This is a genomic window from Citrobacter sp. BIDMC107 (assembly GCF_001037575.1).
Classification (GTDB): Bacteria; Pseudomonadota; Gammaproteobacteria; order Enterobacterales; family Enterobacteriaceae; genus Citrobacter; species Citrobacter freundii.
The window spans coordinates 3,601,921-3,624,673 of the sequence record NZ_KQ089848.1 but is presented as its reverse complement, the minus strand read 5'-3'; the positions used below and the strand labels follow the sequence as shown (position 1 = coordinate 3,624,673).

At 53.2% G+C, this 22,753-nt stretch carries 18 protein-coding genes; 14 read left to right on the top strand and 4 right to left on the bottom strand.

Annotation, left to right across the window (positions count from 1 at the left end; all coding sequences use genetic code 11):
- Positions 1–6: 6 nt before the first annotated feature.
- Entirely contained in the window at positions 7–2,565 is a 2,559-nt protein-coding gene (locus SK39_RS16970) for a fimbria/pilus outer membrane usher protein (RefSeq protein WP_048217222.1), read from the top strand.
- A gap of 10 nt (positions 2,566–2,575) precedes the next feature.
- Positions 2,576–3,658 (top strand): fimbrial protein, encoded by a 1,083-nt coding sequence (locus SK39_RS16965; RefSeq protein ID WP_032938094.1) that lies wholly within the window; start codon positions 2,576–2,578, stop codon positions 3,656–3,658.
- Here the strand turns inward: SK39_RS16965 and SK39_RS16960 are convergent.
- Entirely contained in the window at positions 3,651–5,102 is a 1,452-nt protein-coding gene (locus SK39_RS16960; protein ID WP_032938095.1) for a sensor histidine kinase, read from the bottom strand. The genes SK39_RS16965 and SK39_RS16960 overlap by 8 nt on opposite strands.
- Complete coding sequence (gene tctD / locus SK39_RS16955; RefSeq protein WP_048217221.1) at positions 5,089–5,763, bottom strand: transcriptional regulator TctD; 675 nt, start codon at positions 5,761–5,763, stop codon at positions 5,089–5,091. Before tctD ends, SK39_RS16960 begins: the two co-directional genes overlap by 14 nt.
- 153 nt (positions 5,764–5,916) lie before the next feature.
- Between tctD and SK39_RS16950 the strand changes: the two genes are divergently transcribed.
- The 3 genes from SK39_RS16950 to SK39_RS16940 are packed head-to-tail and all read left to right on the top strand — an operon-like array spanning position 5,917 to position 8,868.
- A complete protein-coding gene (locus tag SK39_RS16950) occupies positions 5,917–6,894 on the top strand; it encodes a Bug family tripartite tricarboxylate transporter substrate binding protein (protein ID WP_003846007.1) in 978 nt (325 codons plus the stop codon).
- A 14-nt stretch (positions 6,895–6,908) separates the two neighbouring features.
- Complete coding sequence (locus SK39_RS16945; protein WP_008321484.1) at positions 6,909–7,343, top strand: tripartite tricarboxylate transporter TctB family protein; 435 nt, start codon at positions 6,909–6,911, stop codon at positions 7,341–7,343.
- A gap of 10 nt (positions 7,344–7,353) precedes the next feature.
- The gene (locus SK39_RS16940; protein ID WP_003826025.1) at positions 7,354–8,868 is read left to right on the top strand and encodes a tripartite tricarboxylate transporter permease; all 1,515 of its coding nucleotides are present in this window, start codon (positions 7,354–7,356) and stop codon (positions 8,866–8,868) included.
- A gap of 76 nt (positions 8,869–8,944) precedes the next feature.
- Here the strand turns inward: SK39_RS16940 and SK39_RS16935 are convergent, their stop codons facing one another.
- Positions 8,945–9,835 carry a LysR family transcriptional regulator gene (locus SK39_RS16935; protein ID WP_003839711.1) on the bottom strand — a complete coding sequence of 297 codons (891 nt, stop codon included), beginning with the start codon at positions 9,833–9,835 and terminating at the stop codon, positions 8,945–8,947.
- Positions 9,836–9,933: 98 nt separating this feature from the next.
- On the opposite strand from SK39_RS16935, the gene SK39_RS16930 reads away from it, so the two are divergent.
- Positions 9,934–10,539: a short chain dehydrogenase gene (locus SK39_RS16930; RefSeq protein ID WP_048217220.1), complete on the top strand. Its 606-nt coding sequence runs from the start codon at positions 9,934–9,936 to the stop codon at positions 10,537–10,539.
- A gap of 52 nt (positions 10,540–10,591) precedes the next feature.
- On the opposite strand, the gene SK39_RS16925 is transcribed toward SK39_RS16930, so the two are convergent.
- Positions 10,592–12,766, bottom strand: coding sequence for an extracellular solute-binding protein (locus SK39_RS16925; protein ID WP_048217424.1), 2,175 nt, complete (start codon positions 12,764–12,766; stop codon positions 10,592–10,594).
- A gap of 334 nt (positions 12,767–13,100) precedes the next feature.
- Between SK39_RS16925 and SK39_RS16920 the strand changes: the two genes are divergently transcribed.
- From SK39_RS16920 to gabP, 8 genes are all read left to right on the top strand, one after another.
- On the top strand, positions 13,101–13,925 hold the full coding sequence (locus tag SK39_RS16920; protein ID WP_048217219.1) for an MBL fold metallo-hydrolase: 825 nt from the start codon (positions 13,101–13,103) through the stop codon (positions 13,923–13,925).
- Positions 13,926–13,936: 11 nt separating this feature from the next.
- On the top strand, positions 13,937–15,172 hold the full coding sequence (locus SK39_RS16915; RefSeq protein WP_003037215.1) for an MFS transporter: 1,236 nt from the start codon (positions 13,937–13,939) through the stop codon (positions 15,170–15,172).
- Positions 15,173–15,203: 31 nt separating this feature from the next.
- Complete coding sequence (locus tag SK39_RS16910) at positions 15,204–15,917, top strand: MgtC/SapB family protein (protein ID WP_003037218.1); 714 nt, start codon at positions 15,204–15,206, stop codon at positions 15,915–15,917.
- A 239-nt stretch (positions 15,918–16,156) separates the two neighbouring features.
- On the top strand, positions 16,157–17,134 hold the full coding sequence (glaH, locus tag SK39_RS16905) for a glutarate dioxygenase GlaH (RefSeq protein ID WP_003839704.1): 978 nt from the start codon (positions 16,157–16,159) through the stop codon (positions 17,132–17,134).
- A 19-nt stretch (positions 17,135–17,153) separates the two neighbouring features.
- Positions 17,154–18,422, top strand: coding sequence for an L-2-hydroxyglutarate oxidase (gene lhgO, locus SK39_RS16900; protein WP_048217218.1), 1,269 nt, complete (start codon positions 17,154–17,156; stop codon positions 18,420–18,422).
- 23 nt (positions 18,423–18,445) lie between these two features.
- Entirely contained in the window at positions 18,446–19,894 is a 1,449-nt protein-coding gene (gabD, locus tag SK39_RS16895; protein ID WP_003037227.1) for an NADP-dependent succinate-semialdehyde dehydrogenase, read from the top strand.
- A 25-nt stretch (positions 19,895–19,919) separates the two neighbouring features.
- Entirely contained in the window at positions 19,920–21,203 is a 1,284-nt protein-coding gene (gabT, locus tag SK39_RS16890) for a 4-aminobutyrate--2-oxoglutarate transaminase (protein WP_003839700.1), read from the top strand.
- A gap of 142 nt (positions 21,204–21,345) precedes the next feature.
- Positions 21,346–22,746, top strand: coding sequence for a GABA permease (gene gabP / locus SK39_RS16885; protein WP_003839698.1), 1,401 nt, complete (start codon positions 21,346–21,348; stop codon positions 22,744–22,746).
- The last annotated feature ends 7 nt before the right edge of the window (positions 22,747–22,753 follow it).

The following is a 22,753-nucleotide window of genomic DNA, read 5'->3' as shown; positions in this document are numbered from 1 at the left end:
GTTGCAATGATGATAAAAAATAAGCAACCGCAACGGTTTAAGGAAAAGGTCTTTACGCTGTCAACGTTGGTCCTGTGTATGCCTGCTTACGCCAACAGTGCGCCACAATTTAATACCCGTTTTGTGCACGGTGCGCAAAATATTACCTCCGTGGTGCAAATCGCCCGTAATGATGGGCTTAGCGAAGGGACGTTTGAATACGATATTTATATTGATCATAGCTTCGTTGAGACGCGCAATGTTGCCTTCAAAAGACGTCAGCCAGAAGGCAAGCCACAACCCTGCCTAAGCGCTGACGATCTGCGCAGATACGGGATTAAAATCCCGGATGACCGCAGCGATACCTGCATTGAGCTCACAGCGCTGATAGCAAACAGCCGCCTGACGGCAGATGCAAACTACCAGCGTATTGATATTTCAGTGCCGGAAGCTTTTCTGCTCTCGACCGCACACGATGCAGTCCCGGAGTCTGCCTATGACGATGGGGTTAATGCCGCTTTTGTCGGCTACAACGTCAATACTACCCGCCTGGCCGAACAGGGTCAGGATCATGACTCCGTTTTTGCCAGTTTTGCCAACGGCATCAACCTGGCGGGATGGCATTTCCGTAACCAGTCCACGTTCAGCTACGCCAGCGGTTCAGGCCGCCAGGGGCAGGCGGTTTCTACGTGGGTGGAGCGCAATATTGTTGCGCTACGTAGCCGCTTGCGCATCGGGCAAACCTACACGGATGACAATGTGTTCGACAGCATCCAGTTTACCGGGGCGCAGCTCACCAGCGATGAAAATATGTTGCCTGATAGCCAACGCGATTTTGCCCCGGTCGTTCGCGGCGTCGCCAACAGCAATGCCACAATCGAAATCCGGCAAAATGGCTACCTGATCTACAGTAAAAACGTCGCGCCGGGCGCGTTTGACATCGACGATATTAACCCCAGCAACCAGAGTGGCGATCTGGATGTTAGCGTTATTGAAGCCGATGGCAGCCGTCGCAATTTCAGCGTGCCTTATTCGGCGGTACCGAACATGCTGCGCGCAGGTAACAGCCGTTTTCAGTTTACGGCCGGGGAATACCGTGACGGTTACAGTGGCGGCTGGCGGCCCCGTTTTGTCCAAGGAACGTTGAGCTATGGCCTCAGCTCTGGAACCACGCTGTACGGCGGTTTACTGACGGCGGAAAGTTACAACGCGATTGCCACCGGGGTCGCTCAGGATCTGCATCAGTTTGGCGCGATCTCCTTTGATATCACCACCGCCCGAGCACAGCTTGCCAGCGGAGAAGCGTCCACGGGGCAAAGTTACCGTTTCCTGTATTCTAAATCGCTGAACCAGTACGGCACGGATTTTCGTCTGGTTGGCTACCGCTACAATACATCCGGCTATTACAGCTTTAGCGACACCATTAACGAGCATAACAGCTGGTCCTCGGGTTATTACGACATCGCCTATGACGATCCCAATCAGCAGTTGCGTTACCCTGGCGAGCAGCACAACAAAAAGCATTACTACACCAGTAACTACAATAATCGCCGCCAACGTTTTGAGGTTTCTGTTAATCAGCGTTTGTGGGATAACGCCTCGCTTTACGTCAGCGCCAGCCAGCAAAACTACTGGCACAACGGGAGTCACGACCGCACGATACAGCTGGGTTACAACGATACGCTGGGGAAAATTAACTGGAGCGTATACGTGCAGGACACCCGCAACCAGTACGACTACCAGGACCGCAGTATCAACCTGACGTTATCCATCCCATTTGATTTCATGGACAGCCACGGCTTTGTCTCTGCCAACGTGATGCATAGCCAGCAGAATGGCGACAGCTACTCCACCAGCTACAGCAACACCGCATTTGACGATCGTCTAAGCTGGGGCGTTCAAGGCAGTACCACCGATCGACAGGATTCCGCTGCCGGCGTTAACGCCGCCTGGCAAGGCGACAAGATGAACGTTCAGGGAGGCTATAGCGCCGGGCGCAACTACCAGAATATGAATATGGGCATCAGCGGCGGGGCGATGCTGCACGCAGGCGGCGTTACGCTTATGCACTCTCCGGGTGACACCATGGTGTTGGTCGAGGCTCAAAATGCCGACGGCGTCCATATCCAGCAACAAAACGGCGTGGCGATAGACGGTAACGGCTATGCGGTCCTGACTGCGGCAGATGCCTGGCATTACAACGTGGTGAGTCTGAATACCGCCGATATTGGCGCCGGTCTGGATATTCCCCAGGCACAGAAAAAAATTGTCCCGACAGAGAAAGCCATCGGCAAAGTCGTGTTTGAAACCTTCAGCGGGCGCAACTATCTGGTGAATGCCGTCATACCTGGCAACATAGCCCCGCCGGTTGGTGCGATCGTTCGGGATGCCAAAGGCCGCAATCACGGCCTGGTCGGTTTGCATGGCGCTCTGTATGCCAGCGGCGTGGAAGATAATTCGCGCCTGGAAGTGCGCTGGGGCTCACATACCAATGAACACTGCTTTATTCAAATGCCGGATAACCATCACCAGCCGGTGAAGAAAATCGGATATACACAAATTACTGCCCAGTGCGTCGGTTCGTAAGGTGCAATCAATGAATCCGTTAAAAATAGTTAAACTCGTGGCGCTGTTTTGTTTGCCGATCTTCAGTAGTACAAGCTATGCGGTTACCTGTACAGCAAACAGCGTCTCTGTACACGTTGATCCGATTAAAATTAGCCACAGCACCACCGCCGGAGACACCGTCTGGGTGTCCAATTCACAGACCGTTAGCGTCACCTGCAGCGACACGGACCATATGCCCCAGGGCGAAGCGGCCAGAATCTACATCGATCCCGACCATGAGTTTGCGCATTTTTTGCAGGGAACCAATATGAAACTGGTGGTGAGCATCGATGGTCGTTCTTACGATCAGAGCGCGCAGGCCGTCACCACGCAATATCAGGCAACGCTGCCCCGAACAGGTTCAAACGGCTACTGCAATAGTAACAGCCACAGAAATACCAGTGCCTGCCTGGCACTTCCGCAAACTTTCTCTTTCACCTTTAACCTCAGTCTGGTCGCCACCGGAAAGCTCCCGGATCCTTTGCCCGCACTGGCGGGTCGCACCATCAACAAAGTTTTCGTCGTCGACGGTATTGGCAGCATTAACTCTTGCAGTACGCATTGTTCCGCCAGCAATCCGGCAAAAAACTTTGGCCCCGCGCTGACCGGCCTGAATAACATCAGTTATATCAACTGCGAACCGATCGTCTTGATCGCCTCTGATAAGGGAACGGATACCGTCGAGTTTGGCAGGATCAGCATTACCGAAGCCAAAGCGGGCAAGGATAACAGCCACAGCAAACAGTTTGCCGTTATCGCTGCAGAAGCTGCCGGGAAGCATGAATGTCGCGGCATCAATTACGCGATAACCTTTACCGGCACCACGCACAACAGCGGCACGGTTTTTACCGGTCAGGGTACGCCGGATATCGGCGTTACGCTTCAGGATGCTGCACGGCCCGGCGCCGGGGATATTATCAGCGGCAACCGCATCGATTTTACCAGCGGCGCGTTTAACAACCAGAGCGACAGTCGGCGCAAAGAGTTCATGGCGACCCTGTTCTGGCTGAAGAACCCTCCTCAACCAGGCGCATTTAGTATCCCGGTCAATGCGACAGTGACCTTTAAATAACGGGCGCAGGACGACACCGATCGTCCTGCCTTTCTCGCTCCAGACATAAAAACCGCATCCGTACGCTTAACCCGCCTAATGCTTCACTCCGGGATAGCTGTGGGTGCGTACGATGCAGGCGAGCAATGTCGTTGACCAGCGCCAGACCGATTCCTGCCCCAGGAATATTGCCGACGTTATCCAGACGATGAAACGGGAGCAGCGCCAGATGCACCATTTGTTCATCAATGCCTGGCCCGCTATCTTCGACTACCAGCACCACAGCCTCTCCTTCTCGCCGCAGTCGGGCAGTCACCACGCCATACGGCGGCGTGTATTTCAGTGCGTTATCCAGCAGATTCCCGCACAGTTCCCCGAGCAAGACTTCGTCGCCCTCGACCCACACCGCGTCCTGATCCCCTTCATAGCCCAGATCGATCCCTTTACTACGCGCTTGCGCCAGTCGGGTAAAACAGCTGGTTTGCACCACCTCATACAGATTAACCGGCGAGAAATGCCTTTCCCCTTGCTCTTTGCGCTTCACCGCCGACAACTGTAACAGCCTTTCAGTCAGTTGAATGGTGTTATCCAGCGTGGTACTCATGGCTTGCAGACTCTCGTACCACTGCTGCGGCTGCTGACTGGCGAGAGCCACCGCCGCCTGAGTTTTCAGCACTGCCAACGGCGTTTTAAGCTGATGGGAAGCATCCGCGCTGAAGCGCTCCTGGCGAGAAATCAGGCCGCGAAGTCGGTCCAGATAGCGGTTAAACGCCACAATCAGTAGACGGGTTTCCGACCACGGCAGCAGCTCCGGCAGCGGCGTCAGTAGCCCCGGCTCACGACGCACCATCAGCGATGACAGCTGGCGCATCGGGCGCAGCACCCGGCGCAGCAGCCAGCCAACCAGCACCAGAGTCAGTAGTACCAGCAGCCCTTGCGAAACCCACGAGGAAAACAACAGCTGTCGCGCCAGATAACGCCGCGATTGCAGCGTTTCGGCAACATAAATCTCCGCCATGCCAACAATGCCACCTTCGTTGACAGGCTGCAGCAGACGCGCCACACGGATTGCCTCACCGCGATATTCAGTGTGATAAAACCATGCCAGCGCCGGATAAAGCCGCGTGCGCGAAGTTGCAGGTGGCATCGCCGGTAAATCGTCATAACCAGAGATAACCTTCCCCGCCGGATCAACCACTTTGTAATACAGTCGGTCGTTCATATTCAATTCAAAGCTGTCCAGCACCACCCATGGCACATTCACTTCTAACTGTTTATTGCGCACCACCAGCCGCTCGGAGACGGTCCTGGCGGATGAAAGCAGCGTGCGGTCATACGCCTGGGTCGCCGCCTGTAGCGCACTGACATAGCTGTTAAATGCTGACAGGCCCCACAGCAACATTAGCGGCAGGCCCAAAAACATCAGCAGTTGCAGGTATAACGATTGGGGTTTAACCCACTTCATCGCTACGCTCCAGCACATAGCCCAGACCACGCAACGTGGCGATGCGCACATCACTTCCCTGTAGCTTTTTGCGCAAACGATGGATATACAGCTCAATGCTTTCAGGACTGACCTCATCACTCAGGCTGAAGACCTGCTCAAACAACTGCTGGCGTGAAACCGGTCGCAACCGACGGTACATCAGCACCGTCAACAGCGCCTGTTCGCGCGGCGTGAGCGCCAACGGCTGCCCCTGCAACAGAAAATAGCCTTCATCGTGAAACGCCAGTTCCCCCAGTTGCTGGATGCCTTGTACCTGCCCCGCGCTGCGCCGTAGCAAGGCCCGCAGCCGGGCATCCAGCTCCTCGATTTCAAACGGCTTTGCCAGATAATCATCGGCCCCGACGTTCAGTCCCTTCACCCGATCGGCCACCGCGCTGCGCGCCGTAAGCAGCAGAATGGGAAGCGTCTGTCCGCGTTTACGCAGGCGCTGAACGACTTCGAGGCCGTCCAGCCCCGGCATATTGATATCCAGCACCGCCAGCGCGTACGTTTCACTATGTAAAAGGTGATCGGCCGCCAGGCCATCAAAAACGCAGTCAACGGCAAAACCGTTTTGCACCAGCGCTTTCTCCAGCCAGTGAGCTAACTCACGGTTATCTTCCGCTAATAAGAGACGCATATCACATCCTGTAAAGTTTCTGCCGCATTGAAAGGGAATTGAAAGGTTAATGTTTTAACAATCACGCAACCGAACTGCTACACATCGGCTCACATAATCACAAAAATCTTCTTCCGTACCCGAAAATCCGGTTTTCCGGCGTGAGGATAAACAATGAAAAAACAGTTACTTCGTACCCTTACTGCAAGCATTTTACTGATGAGTACCTCTGTTCTAGCCGAACAAGCGCCATCGCGCACTGAATGTATCGCCCCTGCTAAACCCGGCGGTGGTTTCGATCTCACCTGTAAGTTGATTCAGGTGAGCATGATGGAAACCGGCGCTATCGAAAAACCGATGCGCGTAACCTACATGCCCGGCGGCGTTGGTGCCGTGGCCTATAACGCTATCGTCGCTCAACGCCCGGCTGAAGCGGGAACCGTGGTGGCCTTCTCCGGCGGCTCCCTGCTGAACCTGTCTCAGGGCAAGTTTGGTCGCTACGGTGTGGATGATGTCCGCTGGCTGGCAAGTGTCGGCACCGACTACGGCATGATTGCCGTACGTCAGGATGCGCCATGGAAGACGCTGAAAGATCTGCTTACCGCAATGGAGAAAGACCCTAACAGCGTGGTCATTGGCGCAGGTGCTTCTATCGGTAGCCAGGACTGGATGAAGTCGGCGCTGCTGGCGCAAAAAGCCAATGTCGATCCGCACAAGATGCGCTATGTGGCTTTTGAAGGCGGTGGCGAACCGGTTACCGCATTGATGGGAAATCACGTACAAGTGGTTTCCGGCGATCTCAGTGAGATGGTGCCCTACCTCAGCGGCGACAAAATCCGCGTGCTCGCGGTGTTCTCCGATCAACGCCTACCGGGCCAGTTAGCCAACGTGCCAACCGCCAAAGAGCAGGGTTATGACCTCGTGTGGCCTATCATTCGTGGCTTCTACGTTGGGCCAAAAGTCAGCGACGCCGAGTATCAGTGGTGGGTTGATGCCTTTAACAAACTCCAGCAGACCGATGAGTTTAAAAAACAACGCGATCTGCGCGGTCTGTTTGAGTTCAACATGAGCGGCAAACAGCTCGACGACTACGTGAAAAAACAGGTTACGGATTATCGTGAGCAGGCGAAAGCCTTCGGTCTGGCGAAGTAAACGCAGAGGCAAAGATGATGAGCGATCGTATTTTTGCAGGTATCTGGCTGTTGCTCTGCATAGCCGGGCTGTTCGTGGCCTGGCAAATCAGCAGCGAATACAGCTATGAACCCGTAGGGCCGCGTCCCTTCCCGCTGGGCATTATCAGTCTGATGTTGGTATGCGCCGTGGCGCTGCTGTTGCGCCATCCGGATACCATCAGTTGGCCCCGTCGCCACGTGCTGCAAAAGCTGCTGACGATGGTAATTGTTCTGTTGATGTACGCCTGGGGTTTTGAGTGGCTCGGTTTTCCCATCGCCACCGCCATTCTCACTGTGGTGATTGGCATGCTGTTCGGCGCAACCATCCCGGCTGCGGGTATTTCCGGCGCGGTGCTCGGCATTCTGCTGTGGTATGCCTTTGACCGACTGCTTGACGTCACCTTACCACTCGGCGCCTGGCTGGGTTAACGGAGAAACGATGGATACCTGGATTTATCTTTCTCAGGGTTTCGCGGTGGCAATGACGCCGGAAAACCTGGTCATCGCCTTGATAGGCTGTTTTGTAGGCACCATTGTGGGTTTGCTGCCTGGCCTTGGGCCAATCAACGGCGTGGCGATCCTGCTGCCGCTGGCCTTTGCTTTGCATCTGCCCGCAGAATCCGCGCTGATCCTGCTGGCTACGGTCTACATTGGCTGTGAATATGGCGGGCGCATCTCCTCCATCCTGCTGAATGTTCCCGGCGATGCGGCGGCGATTATGACCGCGCTGGATGGTTACCCGATGGCGCAGCAAGGACGCGGCGGCGTGGCGCTCTCTATCTCGGCGGTCAGCTCTTTCTTTGGTTCGCTTATCGCCATCGGCGGCATCATTCTGTTTGCCCCGGCGTTAGCCCAATGGTCGCTGGCCTTCGGTCCGGCAGAATACTTTGCCTTAATGGTTTTCGCCATTGCCTGTCTCGGCAGCATGATGGCGCAAAATCCGCTGAAATCATTTCTGGCAGCGCTTATCGGTCTCGGACTTGCGACCGTCGGCGTAGACGCCAACACCGGGGTTTATCGCTTTACTTTTGACAGTGTCCATCTCTCCGACGGTGTGCAGTTTATCGTAGTGGTGATTGGGCTGTTCTCTGTCTCTGAAATACTGTTAATGCTGGAACATACCAGCAGTGGCCAGACGCTGGTGCGTAAAACGGGCCGCATGTTGTTCAACGCCAAAGAAGGCGCTCAGTGCGTAGGGGCCACCCTGCGTTCATCAGTGATTGGCTTTTTCGTCGGCGTTCTGCCTGGCGCTGGCGCCACCATTGCCAGTGCCATCACCTACATGACCGAGAAAAAGCTCAGCGGCAACAGCGACAGCTTTGGCAAGGGGGATATTCGTGGCGTAGCAGCACCAGAAGCCGCCAACAACGCCTCGGCCTGCGGCTCTTTCATCCCGATGCTGACGCTCGGCGTGCCGGGCTCCGGTACCACGGCGGTGATGATGGGCGCGCTGACGCTGTACAACATCACCCCGGGGCCGGCGATGTTCACTGAACAGCCGGATATCGTCTGGGGGCTGATTGCGGCGCTGCTGATCGCTAACGTAATGCTGCTGGTGATGAACATTCCACTGATCGGTTTGTTTACCCGCATGCTGACCATTCCGCTGTGGTTTTTGGTACCCGCTATTGCGGCAGTCTCCGCGGTAGGTGTGTACGCTGTCCACAGCACTACCTTCGATTTGGTGTTGATGGTCGCCCTCGGCGTGCTGGGCTACATTTTGCGTAAAATGCACTTCCCAATGTCGCCATTGATTCTGGGCTTCGTTCTCGGGGAAATGCTGGAGCAGAACCTGCGCCGGGCGTTGTCTATCAGTAACGGGAGTATGGATATTCTGTGGGCCAGCGGCGTGGCGAAAGTGCTGCTGGTGATGGCGGTACTGGTTATCGTGGTCCCGCCGGTGCTGCGCATGATCCGTAAACGCAACAGCAAACCGCAGGTGGATATCGGTTAGTAACGCGCCTTGTCCGGCCTACGATTAATCGCCACTGTAGGCCGGATAAGCGCAGCACCATCCGGCATTTTCATCTTCAGCGCAAACTTCGCATTCCTTCCAGCAGGTGTTCAACAAACCGTGTCAGCTTGGGCAACGGACGCAAATCCTGTCGCCACAGCAAATGAATCGGTCGCGGCTGTGGCGTAAATCCTTCCAGAATACGAACCAACTTGCCAGTAGCCAGCTCTTCTGCCAACAGCACCTCCGGTTGCAATAACAGCCCAGCCCCCGCTACCGCCGCCATACGCAGTCCATGACCATCGTTACAGCGCAGGATCGCATCGCGTTTCCATCTGACTTCCCCCGTCACGCCAGGCAGTATCCACTCGTTGCGGGCCGTCCACACGGTATGGGACAGACACAGATGATCCACCAGATCCGCGGGCGTCCGGGGGGTGCCATGGCGGGCAAGATATTCTGGCGAAGCACAAATTGCCATACGGTAGGGACACAGGTATTTCGCCACCACGTCAGTCTGATGGATATCGCCAATGCGGATCGCCAGATCAACACCTTCATTAACCAGATCAACCATCCGGTTGGTTAGATCCAGTTCAATGCGCACCTCTGGCCAGGTCTGTAAAAACGCAGCGGCCAGTGGCGAGATCACGCAAGCGCCAAAAGACGTGGGCGCGCTTATGCGCAGCGTCCCTGCTGGTGCCAGCCGCAGACGCTCTACCGAACGTTCAGCTATCGATACCTGCTCCAGCACGCGACGAGCTTCTTCAAAATAGACGCGTCCGGCATCGGTCAGACTCTGGCGACGCGTATTGCGCTCCAGCAAACGCGTGCCGAGCTGCGCTTCCAGTTGGGCGATATATTTTCCCACCATCACCGCAGACATCTCGAGCCTCGTCGCCGCAGAAGTAAAGCTCCCGCTCTCCACCACGGCGACAAACGTTTCCATGCCGCGTAACTTATCCATATTGCAAACCCCTGGTTAGTAATCATCTAACTTTTAGCCAGTTTATCCGATTTCATTTTCATTAAAGAATAGCGGCTCACACTATTGCGGAGGTGGTTATGAAAATCGTCATTATTGGTGCCAGTGGTACAGTGGGTCGCGCAGTCACAGAAACGTTGAGCCGTAAACATGAGGTGATCCGCGTAGGTCGCACGCAGGGGGATTACCAGGTCGATATCACCTCGCAGGAGAGTGTCGAGGCATTGTTCGAAAAAGTCGGTCGGGTAGATGCGATCGTTTCCGCCACCGGCAATCTGTTCTTTGGACCGCTGTCGACAATGACCGACCAGGACTTTAATCAGGGGCTTCAGGATAAACTGTTAGGCCAGATACGTCTGGCCTTAACCGGGCAGCATTTCCTCAATGATGGCGGTTCGATAACGTTAATTAGCGGCATTATCGCCCACGAGCCCATCGCACAAGGCGCAAATGCGGCAACGATCAATGCCGGTCTGGAAGGATTTGTGCGCGCCGCTGCCTGTGAGCTAAAGCGTGGTCAGCGTATTAACCTGATAAGCCCGACCGTGCTGAGTGAATCCGCTGCAGCCTATGACGGGTTCTTCCCCGGCTTTGAAAGCGTCCCCGCCGTCACGGTCGCCAACGCCTATCGCCGCAGCGTCGAAGGCATCCAGAGCGGGCGCATTTATAAAGTGGGTTACTGTTAACCGCTTTTTCTCGCCTCTTACGTCATCAGTAAGAGGCGAGGAGTCGCATATTTCAGGCACCCGTTTCGTTTCTGATCCGCGCATTGATGTATTCCACGGCCTGCGTGACGTCCATAATGCCGTTAATCGCATTCGTCACGCCTTGCCCGATAATAATCTCTGCCTGTCGCAGGTTAAAAGACTCACCTTTACTTCCCTGAGACTCCCGTATTCCCGTCATGCCTTTTTCATTCAGTAAATTAAACCACGGGTAGAGATTGAGAACATTTTGATCGTGACATATTCCAGACCAGGCGCTATTGCCCCCCAATAGAACCAGATGGCGCGAAATTTCATCGGAATAAAGCCAATGAAAAAACTGCTCAACCTGTTTTTTCTTCTTACTGTAGCGAGACATTCCAATAGAGCCACCGCCCAATTGTGGAAGGTGCCCCGGAACGGGAGCATAGCCAATCGTGGGGGCGATAGTCGTATGCGCAACATCGTTAAACAAATTGAGATACATAATCAGCATGGCGAGATTTCCACGCTCAAACTGTTTAACCGCATCACTCCACCACTCACCAGGGAGATTCACGGCGATAGAAAGCTGGTGCAGATATTCTTCGAGTGCAGCGGCAGCAAGCGAAGCATCAAGTTGTACCGGCTCGCCCTCACGCACCAATCGTCCACCTAACGCGTAGTAACGTAGCAAGTACTCAGTGGCGATAAGTCCTGAGCTGCCCAACGTCACCGCCGTTCCCATTGGGCGCTGTCTGTTTTCTGGCTGATGCAATTGACTAAAGAAAGCGGCAATCTCATCAAATTGTGCGAAATTTTCTGGTAGCGTTAACTCTTTGCCTGTTGATTCATAAAACATCCGTTTAATCGTCGCATCTTCAAACAGATCTCGTCGATAAAACAGAAGCTGCATACTGGCATCAAAGGGAATTGCCCATGCAGTCCCATTCACCTGGCTGAAGTGCTGCTGAATTTGCTCAGAGAAGTTATCCAGCAATAACGGGAGCTCGGGGGAGACCGACTCCAGCGGCAATAATGCTTTTTCTGCAAACCAGGGAAAACATGCCATATCGATTCGCAGTAAATCGTAATAAGGGTGCAGGTGAAGATGAGAGAGAATTTCAAAAACCTCATCATACGGATAAACCGCAAGATTAACCTTAATACCGGTCTGGCGATAAAAGTGAGGTAACAGTTTCTTCAGCGCATCGGTCGAAGGGCTGGGCAAAATTAACATATTCAGCGTCGCCTCCGTCTCATGAGGCGGAGCGTATTGCCCATTCCAGGAAAAACCGCAATTCGCCAGAATACGGTGCTTCTCTTTACTTTTGGGTTGGCGAATACATGAAGCAATAGTTGTCCCCAGGCGGGCATAATCCATCTGATAGCTGGTGATTCCATCAAAAGATGCAGGAAGATTATCACTCAGTTGTACTATCGGCGGGCAGGACTGAGAACTCCCAAACCAGGACGCTTGCGTCAACGCACGCGTCTTCTCACTGTCCTGAACAATAAACAGATCGGGTATCGCCCCCCGGAAAAAGTCAAACGCGACGGTGTTAACTTCACTGGCATGCGCAGGTATAACCGTAAGCTTTGTGTGCGGACTTAACTCCCGGCATACCTTCTGTATCGCTTGAGTAAAGCGTGCGCTGTGGGCAAATTCCAGCGGCTCGCAGAAAACACCAATATGACCCGGCAGCTGCGCCAGTGCCCTTCTTGCGGTTTCTTCCCCTGCGGTCACATAGTCAAGGCTAAAATAACAAACTGCACCGGCTGGCTGGCGATACGCAAAAAGCACATTCTCCGGGGAGAGCCTGAGCATATCGTAATAGGGCTGGCTGTTGTCCAGGCAACTCACGGTGACAACAGCCTGGTAAGACTTTGCCGCCAGTGTTTGCAAAATATCCAGTTCCAGATTGGGCAAATCATTAGTCAGGTAAAGATCAACCGGTTCGCTGAGTGAAGGTTGCCAGGCCTGGTGTAATCCCCGATAAAGTTGATAGTAACGTTCCGCATTGATGTCCGGCAGAATCAAGGCCACTCCCTGACTTTTGCTGGCTCTCAATGATTGCGCCTGCGCATTCAACTGATAGCCAACTTCTCGGGCCGCACGTTGAACCGCTTCAATCTTCTCAACGCTTACATTTCCTCTGCCATTGAGCACATTCGAGACAGTCCCATGCGATACACCGGCAATTCTTGCTATGTCTTTGATAGTTGGCATTTTTACACCCTTCCCCTGATGTTTTGATGCTAGCACGGCGCTCATCAGGAAACTATCTCCAGCAAGATAATTTGAACGTTACAATATTAAAAAGTGCATTTTATCAACACATTCTTATAACCACCTCTCAACCCCACATAGCACGAAGAAATGAACTAAAAATTTCAACACCATGAAATATAAAAATAAATTATTAAATTCTTGAAGAGGATCACTTATGCAACAAAAGATCGTTGTTGCCTTGAAGCTGCAGGATAATAATTGACACGTTCCAATTACGTTTCATTACATTTTCGTTCAAAAAACAACACTCTGTTTTGATCAAGAGGGAAACATGAATATTCATTTTCTGGGAACCGCAGCATCCGAAGGGATACCCAATCCTTTTTGCCGTTGTGAGCACTGTCAGCAAGCCCGTATTCGTAAAGGCAAAGACATACGCACGCACTCCTCAGCGATCATCGACGATGAACTGTTGATTGATGTCGCGCCTGAATTCAGCCAGCAACTGCTGCGAGATGGCCTGGACGCAACAGAGATCAAATCGCTGCTGTTCACGCATACACATCCCGATCATTTCAACGTCGGCGATCTTTTTAGCCGAATGGAAGGGTACGGATTTGAGATTACTCATCCGTTGCATATTTTTGGTAATGACCGTGCGATTAACGGCGCGGCACAAGTGTTACCAGGCTACAGCGCAGAAAGATTTGCTTTTCATTGCCTGGTTCCCTTCGTAACCGTTGAAACCCGCGGATACCGAATCACTCCACTGCTGGCGAACCATGCCAAATGGGAGCTTTGTTATACCTGGTTTATCGAAAAAGATGGTCAGTCAATTTTCTATGGACATGATTCGGGCTGGTTCCCTGAACTCACCTGGCAATGGTTGAAAGGTAAAAAGATCGATTTAACGGTGCTGGAATGTACCTACGGTTTTAATGGTGATAACCGTACAAATAACCACATGAGTCTGGAAACCGTTTTCGCCGCCAGAGACAGGCTTGCAGAACTGGGCTGCCTTGAGAAAAATAGCCAACTCATCGTCTCGCATGTCTCACACAGCGGCGGTCTACTGTACGACGATCTCGTGGCGGCGTGTGACAAAGAGAACATTCTTGTCGCCTGGGATGGGCTTAACCTGAGCATCAACCAATAAGGATATGCAATATGGACCTTAATAAAACACCACGCCTGCTGGTTATGATGTTCATACAATATTTCATGCAGGGCGCCTGGAATATGACCATGGGACTGGTATTAAGTACCTATGGTATGGCGACCATTATTGGCTCATCTTATGCTTTGCTTGGTCTGGCGACCATTCTTTCGCCACTCTTTATTGGCATGGTAGCCGACCGTTTCTTTTCGTCACAAAAAGTCATGGCGATCCTGCATTTAATTAATGCTGGCGTACTGTTGTTTGTTCCACAATTTATTGAGGCACAAAACACGGGCATGACGTTGACCATGATCTTCCTGGTCGGTCTGCTGTTTTATCCAACAACTGCGCTGGCTAACAGCATCAGTTTCAGCCACATTAACGGGGTGAAATACTTCCCCTTTATTCGTGTGTTCGGCACATTTGGCTTTATGGTCATCGGTTTTATTATTGGTGAAATGGGCTATTCTGGAAATACCATCACCTGGTATATTGCGTCAGCCTCCGGTGTCGTGCTCGGCCTTTACTGCTTTACGTTGCCAAACACCCCACCGAAAGCAAAAGGAAGCGTATTTACACTCCGCGATCTGTTATGTCTGGACGCTCTGGCACTCTTCAAGGACCGCAGTTTCTCGGTTTTGATGCTCAGTATTTTTGTCCTGATGATCCCCAAAACAGCTTATTCCGCCTATATCCCGGTCTTTTTAAAAGCGCTTGGATTCGATAACGCCGCGTCAATGATGCAGGTCGGCATCGCCTGTGAAGTCATTTTTATGTTCCTGCTCTCGTTTTTCTTACTGAAAGCCGGCTTCAAAATTACTCTCATGTTGGGCGCCGTTTGCTGGATCATCCGCACACTGTTGTTTGCTCATGCATCACTGGATGCCAACATGATGTTTGTGCTGATCGGTCTGATGTTGCAGGGATTCTGCTGGGACTTTTTCTTTACCGTGGGCGACATTTATGTTGACCGTAAAGCCGCGCCAGAGATTAAAGCACAAGCCCAAAGCTTGCGATTTATCGTCTCCAACGGCGTCGGTTTGCTGTTTGCCTCTACCGTATGCGGTCAAATCTTCAACAGCACCGTGACGGAACAAGGCCCACAGGCGTTACCGCAATGGGAAACATTCTGGCTAGTTTCAGCAGGCGTTGCCGCAGTGGTCAGCGTATTCTTCCTGATATTCTTCCGGGACGATATTTCAAAACGCAAAGCAGACCTCCCATTGAAAAAAGCAAACTCCTGATCGTTAAAGACTCTTTCATTAAGGTAATTGCATGAATAATCTGGCCGCCATCATCAATGAGCAAGGATTGTTGCCTTTAACTACGATCATCAAAATCAGCATTGCATTTATTCTGGGTGGCATTATAGGCCTGGAAAGAGAATCGAAAGGGAAACCGGTTGGCTTCAAAACTTGCGTTATTTTATCCGTAGCCAGCTGTGTGTTAACTGTCGTATCAATACAATCTGCAGAATACTATGCTGAAATTTCGATGAACATCCGTAGCGATCCTATGCGTCTGGCGGCTCAGATTATTAGTGGCGTTGGTTTTCTCGGTGCGGGAGTCATTCTGCACCGACACGACGATGCTATTTCTGGTCTCACTACTGCGGCAATTGTCTGGGCATCTGCTGGGGTGGGAATCACCTGTGGGGCCGGTTTTTATTTTCATGCTTTTTTTGCCACGGCTTTATTTTTATTGGCAATTAAATTAAGCCCGTTCATTATTTTCTTACAGACTAAAAACCAGTTCCCCGGAAAAGTAAAAGTCAGGGTTATTCTTGATGAACGCGATGCGCTCGAAAATCTGATAACCCGCATCCATCAACAGAAAAACATTATTGAAAACATCACGATCAGGGATATTAAGAAGGGTAAAATCGAGGTTAATCTCAAAATCGTAATTCGTAAGAAGATGACCTTGCCTGACTTGTACCACGATCTCACTCATGTTGAACACGTCTGCGCTATTGCTCTTGAACATTAAGATGCTTTATTTCCCTCTTTAAAATCAGGTGGTTACCACCTGATATAACCGCTCTATCCCTGTCTTCGCTTTAAATCCCTATTGTTTGCAATGTTAAATATTTGTTGCTTTTGATCACAAATAATAAACAAACAAGCTCATTATGTGCGCGTTTTTCAAAAATGTAGATATTTTTAATTTATGGCTACGAAACGAGCTGCGCCATATCTCCCTGACAATCTACTGAGAGGAACGATTTGATGAACGCACTGACTGCCGTAAAACCGAACGCTGAAGATCCAGCCCAGCACTACAGCGGTTTCACGCTGAAACCATCAGCCCAGTCCCCACGCCTGCTGGAGCTGACTTTTTCCGCTGAGACCACTGAGCAATTTCTGCAGGCCGTCGCGCAGTGGCCGGTGCAGGCGCTGGAATACAAATCCTTCTTGCGCTTCAAAGTGGGCAAGATCCTCGACGACCTGTGCGGCAATCAGTTGCAGCCTCTGCTGCTGAAAACGTTGCTCGATCGTGCCGAAGGCGCACTGCTGATCAATGCCGTTGGCGTGGATGATGTGGCGCAGGCAGAAGAGATGGTCAAGCTGGCGACGGCGGTAGCACATCTAATCGGACGCTCGAATTTTGATGCGATGAGCGGTCAATATTACGCACGTTTTGTGGTGAAAAACGTCGATAACTCAGACAGCTATCTGCGCCAGCCTCACCGAGTGATGGAATTGCACAACGACGGAACCTATCTCGAAGAAATCACCGATTACGTGCTGATGATGAAGATTGACGAGCAGAACATGACCGGCGGTAACTCGCTGCTGCTGCACCTCGACGACTGGGAACATCTGGATCAGTACTTTACCCATCCGCTGGCGCGTCGCCCTATGCGCTTTGCCGCACCGCCAAGCAAAAACGTGAGCCAGGAAGTGTTCCATCCGGTATTTGACGTTGACCAGCAGGGTCGTCCGGTGATGCGCTACATCGACCAGTTCGTCCAGCCAAAAGACTATGAAGAAGGCGTCTGGCTGAGTGACCTGTCCGACGCGCTGGAAACCAGCAAAAGTATTATTTCCGTACCGGTTTCAGTGGGTAAATTCCTGCTGATCAACAACCTGTTCTGGCTGCACGGTCGCGATCGTTTCACCTCGCATCCTGACCTGCGCCGCGAACTGATGCGCCAACGTGGTTATTTCGCTTACGCGACAAACCACTACCAGACTCATCAGTAAGCGCGAAGGAAAAAAGCGGATGTATGATTTTGTGATTATTGGCGGCGGCATTATCGGCATGTCGACCGCCATGCAGCTGATTGATGTCTATCCGGACGCCAGAATCGCGCTGTTGGAAAAAGAGTCCGGCCCGGCCTGTCACCAGACGGGCCACAACAGCGGCGTCATTCATGCCGGGGTCTATTACACTCCCGGCAGCCTGAAGGCGCAGTTTTGCCTGGCCGGAAATCGCGCCACAAAAGCCTTTTGCGACCAAAACGGCATCCGCTACGACATCTGCGGAAAAATGCTGGTTGCCACCTCCCCTCTGGAAATGGAGCGCATGCGCGCGCTATGGGATCGCACCGCCGCTAACGGTTTGGAGCGCGAATGGCTGAATGCGCAGGAGCTTCGCGAGCGTGAACCGAATATCACCGGTCTGGGCGGCATTTTTGTTCCGTCGAGCGGGATCGTCAGCTACCGTGAAGTCACCGCCGCGATGGCGAATATTTTCCAGGCCAAAGGCGGTGAGATTATTTACAACGCCGAGGTCAGCGCGCTGAAAGAGCACGCTACGGGCGTGATTGTCCATACCCGTCAGGGCCAGGAATATGAAGGCGCGACGCTGATTAGTTGTTCTGGCCTGATGGCGGACCGACTGGTGAAAATGCTCGGCGTTGAACCTGGCTTTATCATCTGCCCGTTCCGTGGCGAATATTTCCGCCTGGCGCCAGAACATAATCAGATAGTTAACCATCTGATCTACCCCATCCCCGACCCGGCAATGCCGTTTCTCGGTGTTCATCTGACCCGGATGATTGACGGCAGCGTCACGGTCGGCCCCAACGCGGTGCTGGCATTTAAACGTGAAGGCTACCGTAAGCGTGACTTCTCGCTCAGCGATACGCTGGAGATCCTCGGCTCTTCTGGTATTCGCCGCGTGCTGCAAAACAACCTGCGCTCAGGGCTTGGCGAAATGAAGAATTCTCTGTGCAAAAGCGGTTATCTGCGGCTGGTACAAAAGTACTGTCCGAGCCTGACGCTTAAGGATCTGCAACCGTGGCCTGCGGGCGTGCGGGCACAGGCGGTATCACCTGATGGCAAGCTTATCGACGATTTTCTGTTTGTCACCACGCCACGCTCAATTCACACCTGTAACGCGCCTTCTCCGGCGGCAACATCGGCAATCCCTATCGGTGCACATATTGTCAGCAAAGTTCATGCGCTGCTGGAGAACCAGAGTAATCCCGGACGCACGCTGCGTGCGGCACGTAGCGTGGAGACATTACACGCCGCATTTACCCGTTAAACCGATTAAGACAGGAAGCAATCATGCAACTTAACGATCCAACCTTATTTCGCCAGCAGGCACTGATCGACGGCAACTGGCGTGACGCTAACAGCGGCGAGACCATCGCGGTGACCAATCCCGCCAACGGTCAGCAATTGGGTAGCGTACCTAAAATGGGGGCAGATGAAACCCGCGAAGCGATTAACGCCGCAAACCGCGCTCTGCCGGCCTGGCGTGCGCTGACTGCCAAAGAGCGAGCCAATATCCTGCGCCGCTGGTTCAACCTGATGATTGAGCATCAGGACGATCTCGCCCGCTTGATGACCCTGGAACAGGGTAAACCGCTGGCGGAGGCCAAAGGCGAAATCACCTATGCCGCCTCATTTATTGAGTGGTTTGCCGAAGAGGGTAAACGCATCTATGGCGATACGATCCCTGGCCATCAGGCCGATAAGCGTCTGATCGTCATCAAGCAGCCGATCGGCGTTACCGCCGCGATTACGCCGTGGAACTTTCCCTCAGCGATGATCACCCGTAAAGCCGGTCCGGCGCTGGCAGCAGGCTGTACGATGGTGCTTAAACCCGCCAGCCAGACCCCCTACTCCGCTCTGGCGCTGGCAGAACTGGCTAATCGCGCCGGGATCCCGGCTGGCGTTTTCAGCGTGGTGACCGGTTCTGCGAGCGCGGTCGGTAACGAGCTGACCGGCAACCCGCTGGTGCGCAAACTGTCATTTACCGGCTCAACCGAAATTGGCCGTCAGTTAATGCAGCAGTGCGCCAAAGACATCAAAAAGGTATCGCTGGAACTGGGCGGCAATGCGCCGTTTATCGTCTTTGACGATGCCGATCTTGATAAAGCCGTGGAAGGTGCGCTGGCCTCGAAGTTCCGTAACGCCGGGCAAACCTGCGTCTGCGCCAACCGCCTGTACGTACAGGACGGTGTGTATGAGCGTTTTGCCGAAAAACTCCAGCATGCAGTGAGCAAACTGCATCTCGGCGATGGTCTGCAACCAGAGGTCACCACCGGACCGCTGATCGACGATAAAGCGGTTGCCAAAGTGCAGGAACACATCGCCGATGCTCTGGATAAAGGCGCGCGCATTATCGCGGGCGGTAAACCTCATGCGCTCGGCGGTAACTTCTTCCAGCCCACCATTCTGGTAGATGTGCCTGACAACGCGAAGGTCGCCAAAGAAGAGACGTTTGGCCCATTGGCTCCGCTGTTTCGTTTTAAAGACGAAGCCGACGTCATCGCTCAGGCCAACGACACCGAGTTTGGTCTGGCCGCCTATTTCTACGCCCGAGATTTAAGCCGCGTCTTCCGCGTTGGCGAAGCGCTGGAGTACGGCATCGTCGGGATTAACACCGGCATTATCTCCAACGAAGTCGCCCCGTTTGGGGGAATCAAAGCCTCCGGTCTTGGCCGTGAAGGATCAAAATACGGCATCGAAGACTACTTAGAAATCAAATATATGTGCATCGGCCTTTAATACAATAAATACTGGAGAACACCTGATGAGCACCAACAAAGAACTTATGCAACGTCGCAGCAACGCCGTTCCCCGTGGCGTAGGCCAGATCCACCCTATTTTTGCCGAGCGTGCAGAAAACTGTCGGGTCTGGGACGTTGAAGGCCGTGAATTCCTTGACTTTGCTGGCGGTATTGCAGTGTTGAACACCGGTCACCTGCACCCGCAGATCGTCTCTGCGGTAGAAGCACAGTTGAAAAAGCTGTCCCATACCTGTTTCCAGGTGCTGGCCTATGAGCCATACCTGGAGCTGTGCGAAATCATGAATAAGAAAGTGCCGGGTGATTTCGCCAAGAAAACCCTGCTGGTGACCACCGGTTCTGAAGCGGTAGAAAATGCGGTGAAAATCGCCCGCGCCGCCACCAAACGCACCGGCACAATCGCCTTCAGCGGTGCTTACCACGGCCGTACCCACTACACCTTGTCACTGACCGGGAAAGTGAACCCATACTCTGCCGGAATGGGGCTGATGCCGGGCCACGTGTATCGCGCGCTTTATCCTTGCCCACTGCACGGCATCAGTGACGACGATGCTATCGCCAGCATTCACCGCATTTTCAAAAACGATGCCGCGCCAGAAGACGTCGCCGCCATCGTAATTGAACCCGTCCAGGGCGAAGGTGGTTTTTACGCCGCTTCTCCTGCTTTTATGCAACGTCTGCGCGCTATTTGTGACGAACACGGGATCATGCTGATTGCTGATGAAGTACAGAGCGGTGCGGGCCGCACCGGTACGCTGTTTGCCATGGAGCAGATGGGCGTTGCGCCCGATCTCACCACCTTCGCCAAATCCATCGCCGGAGGCTTCCCGCTGGCAGGCGTGACCGGACGCGCCGATGTCATGGACGCTATTCCACCGGGCGGTCTGGGCGGTACCTATGCAGGTAACCCAATTGCCTGTGCCGCTGCGCTGGCGGTACTAAACATTTTCGAGCAGGAAAATCTGCTGCAAAAAGCCAACGAGCTGGGGCAAACCCTGCGTGAAGGCCTGTTGGCTATCGCGGAAACCCACCGCGAGATTGGCGACGTACGCGGGCTGGGCGCGATGATTGCTATCGAACTGTTCGAAGACGGCGATCGCACGAAGCCCGATGCCAAACTGACAGCTGAAATCGTCGCTCGTGCCCGCGATAAAGGGCTAATCCTGCTCTCCTGCGGACCTTACTACAACGTGCTGCGCATTCTTGTCCCGCTGACTATTGAAGATGCGCAAATCCGCCAGGGGCTGGACATTATCGCCCAGTGTTTTGCCGAGGCAAAGCAGGGTTAAACCCGTATCAAAACGGGGAGTTTTAAGCCGGATAAGGCGGAGCCGCCATCCGGCAAACAGGGTCAATAACAATAATACGCGTGCCCCGGCGCGGGAATGCCGGGGTGCTCTCCCAAGTGAAATACTTTCGAGAGGTTTAAAGATGGGGCAAGTGTCACAATCACATGATTTAGGGGGCGGGCTGAAATCACGCCACGTCACCATGCTGTCTATTGCCGGGGTAATCGGCGCAAGTCTGTTTGTCGGTTCAAGCGTGGCGATTGCAGAAGCCGGCCCCGCAGTATTATTAGCCTATCTGTTCGCCGGATTGCTGGTGGTGATGATTATGCGCATGTTGGCCGAAATGGCCGTCGCCACACCGGATACCGGTTCTTTTTCCACATACGCCGATAAGGCCATCGGCCCTTGGGCAGGTTACACCATCGGCTGGTTGTACTGGTGGTTCTGGGTGTTGGTTATACCGCTGGAGGCGAATATCGCCGCCATCATTCTTCACTCCTGGGTGCCTGGTATTCCTATCTGGCTGTTTTCTCTGGTTATCACGCTGGCATTAACCGGCAGTAATTTGCTGAGCGTCAAAAATTATGGTGAGTTCGAGTTCTGGCTGGCGCTGTGCAAAGTGATTGCCATTCTGGCGTTTATAACCCTCGGCGCAGCGGCGATTAGCGGTTTCTACCCTTATGCCGATGTCAGCGGGGTTTCGCGCTTGTGGGATCAGGGCGGCTTTATGCCCAACGGTTTTGGCGCCGTGATCAGCGCAATGTTAATCACCATGTTCTCCTTTATGGGCGCAGAGATAGTTACCATCGCCGCCGCCGAATCCGATACCCCGGATAAACATATCGTTCGCGCCACCAACTCGGTTATCTGGCGTATCTCCATCTTCTATCTGTGCTCTATTTTTGTGGTGGTGGCGCTGATCCCGTGGAACATGCCGGGACTGAAAGAAGTCGGTTCTTACCGCTCGGTACTGGAGCTACTGCATATCCCGCACGCGAAACTGATCATGGATTGCGTCATTTTGCTGTCGGTGACTAGCTGTCTCAACTCCGCGCTGTATACGTCCTCGCGTATGCTCTACTCCCTGAGCCGCCGTGGCGATGCCCCCGCTTTTATGGGTAAAACGAACCGCAGTAAAACGCCTTATGTGGCGGTGTTGCTGTCTACCGGTGCCGCATTCCTCACCGTCATCGTCAACTATTACGCCCCGGCCAAGGTGTTTAAATTCCTGATCGACAGTTCCGGTGCCATCGCACTGCTGGTCTATCTGGTCATTGCCGTTTCTCAACTGCGGATGCGCAAAATCCTGCTGGCGCGAGGCGGTGAAATTAAACTGAAAATGTGGCTCTATCCGTGGCTTACCTGGCTGGTCATCGCGTTTATTATCTTTGTGCTGGTGGTCATGCTGTTTCGCCCGGCACAACAGCTGGAAGTTATCTCTACCGGGTTGTTAGCCATAGGAATTATTTGCACCGTGCCCATTATGTCACGCTGGAAAAAACTGCTATCTTGGCAAAAAGCACCATTGCAAAATACGCATTAAACCTGTT

Excerpts from the sequence above, each read along its gene's own strand:
- SK39_RS16970 (WP_048217222.1), top strand. The coding sequence starts at position 7 with ATGATGATAAAAAATAAGCAACCGCAACGGTTTAAGGAAAAGGTCTTT.
- SK39_RS16965 (WP_032938094.1), top strand. The coding sequence starts at position 2,576 with ATGAATCCGTTAAAAATAGTTAAACTCGTGGCGCTGTTTTGTTTGCCG.
- SK39_RS16960 (WP_032938095.1), bottom strand. The coding sequence starts at position 5,102 with ATGAAGTGGGTTAAACCCCAATCGTTATACCTGCAACTGCTGATGTTT.
- tctD (WP_048217221.1), bottom strand. The coding sequence starts at position 5,763 with ATGCGTCTCTTATTAGCGGAAGATAACCGTGAGTTAGCTCACTGGCTG.
- SK39_RS16950 (WP_003846007.1), top strand. The coding sequence starts at position 5,917 with ATGAAAAAACAGTTACTTCGTACCCTTACTGCAAGCATTTTACTGATG.
- SK39_RS16945 (WP_008321484.1), top strand. The coding sequence starts at position 6,909 with ATGATGAGCGATCGTATTTTTGCAGGTATCTGGCTGTTGCTCTGCATA.
- SK39_RS16940 (WP_003826025.1), top strand. The coding sequence starts at position 7,354 with ATGGATACCTGGATTTATCTTTCTCAGGGTTTCGCGGTGGCAATGACG.
- SK39_RS16935 (WP_003839711.1), bottom strand. The coding sequence starts at position 9,835 with ATGGATAAGTTACGCGGCATGGAAACGTTTGTCGCCGTGGTGGAGAGC.
- SK39_RS16930 (WP_048217220.1), top strand. The coding sequence starts at position 9,934 with ATGAAAATCGTCATTATTGGTGCCAGTGGTACAGTGGGTCGCGCAGTC.
- SK39_RS16925 (WP_048217424.1), bottom strand. The coding sequence starts at position 12,766 with ATGCCAACTATCAAAGACATAGCAAGAATTGCCGGTGTATCGCATGGG.
- SK39_RS16920 (WP_048217219.1), top strand. The coding sequence starts at position 13,101 with ATGAATATTCATTTTCTGGGAACCGCAGCATCCGAAGGGATACCCAAT.
- SK39_RS16915 (WP_003037215.1), top strand. The coding sequence starts at position 13,937 with ATGGACCTTAATAAAACACCACGCCTGCTGGTTATGATGTTCATACAA.
- SK39_RS16910 (WP_003037218.1), top strand. The coding sequence starts at position 15,204 with ATGAATAATCTGGCCGCCATCATCAATGAGCAAGGATTGTTGCCTTTA.
- glaH (WP_003839704.1), top strand. The coding sequence starts at position 16,157 with ATGAACGCACTGACTGCCGTAAAACCGAACGCTGAAGATCCAGCCCAG.
- lhgO (WP_048217218.1), top strand. The coding sequence starts at position 17,154 with ATGTATGATTTTGTGATTATTGGCGGCGGCATTATCGGCATGTCGACC.
- gabD (WP_003037227.1), top strand. The coding sequence starts at position 18,446 with ATGCAACTTAACGATCCAACCTTATTTCGCCAGCAGGCACTGATCGAC.
- gabT (WP_003839700.1), top strand. The coding sequence starts at position 19,920 with ATGAGCACCAACAAAGAACTTATGCAACGTCGCAGCAACGCCGTTCCC.
- gabP (WP_003839698.1), top strand. The coding sequence starts at position 21,346 with ATGGGGCAAGTGTCACAATCACATGATTTAGGGGGCGGGCTGAAATCA.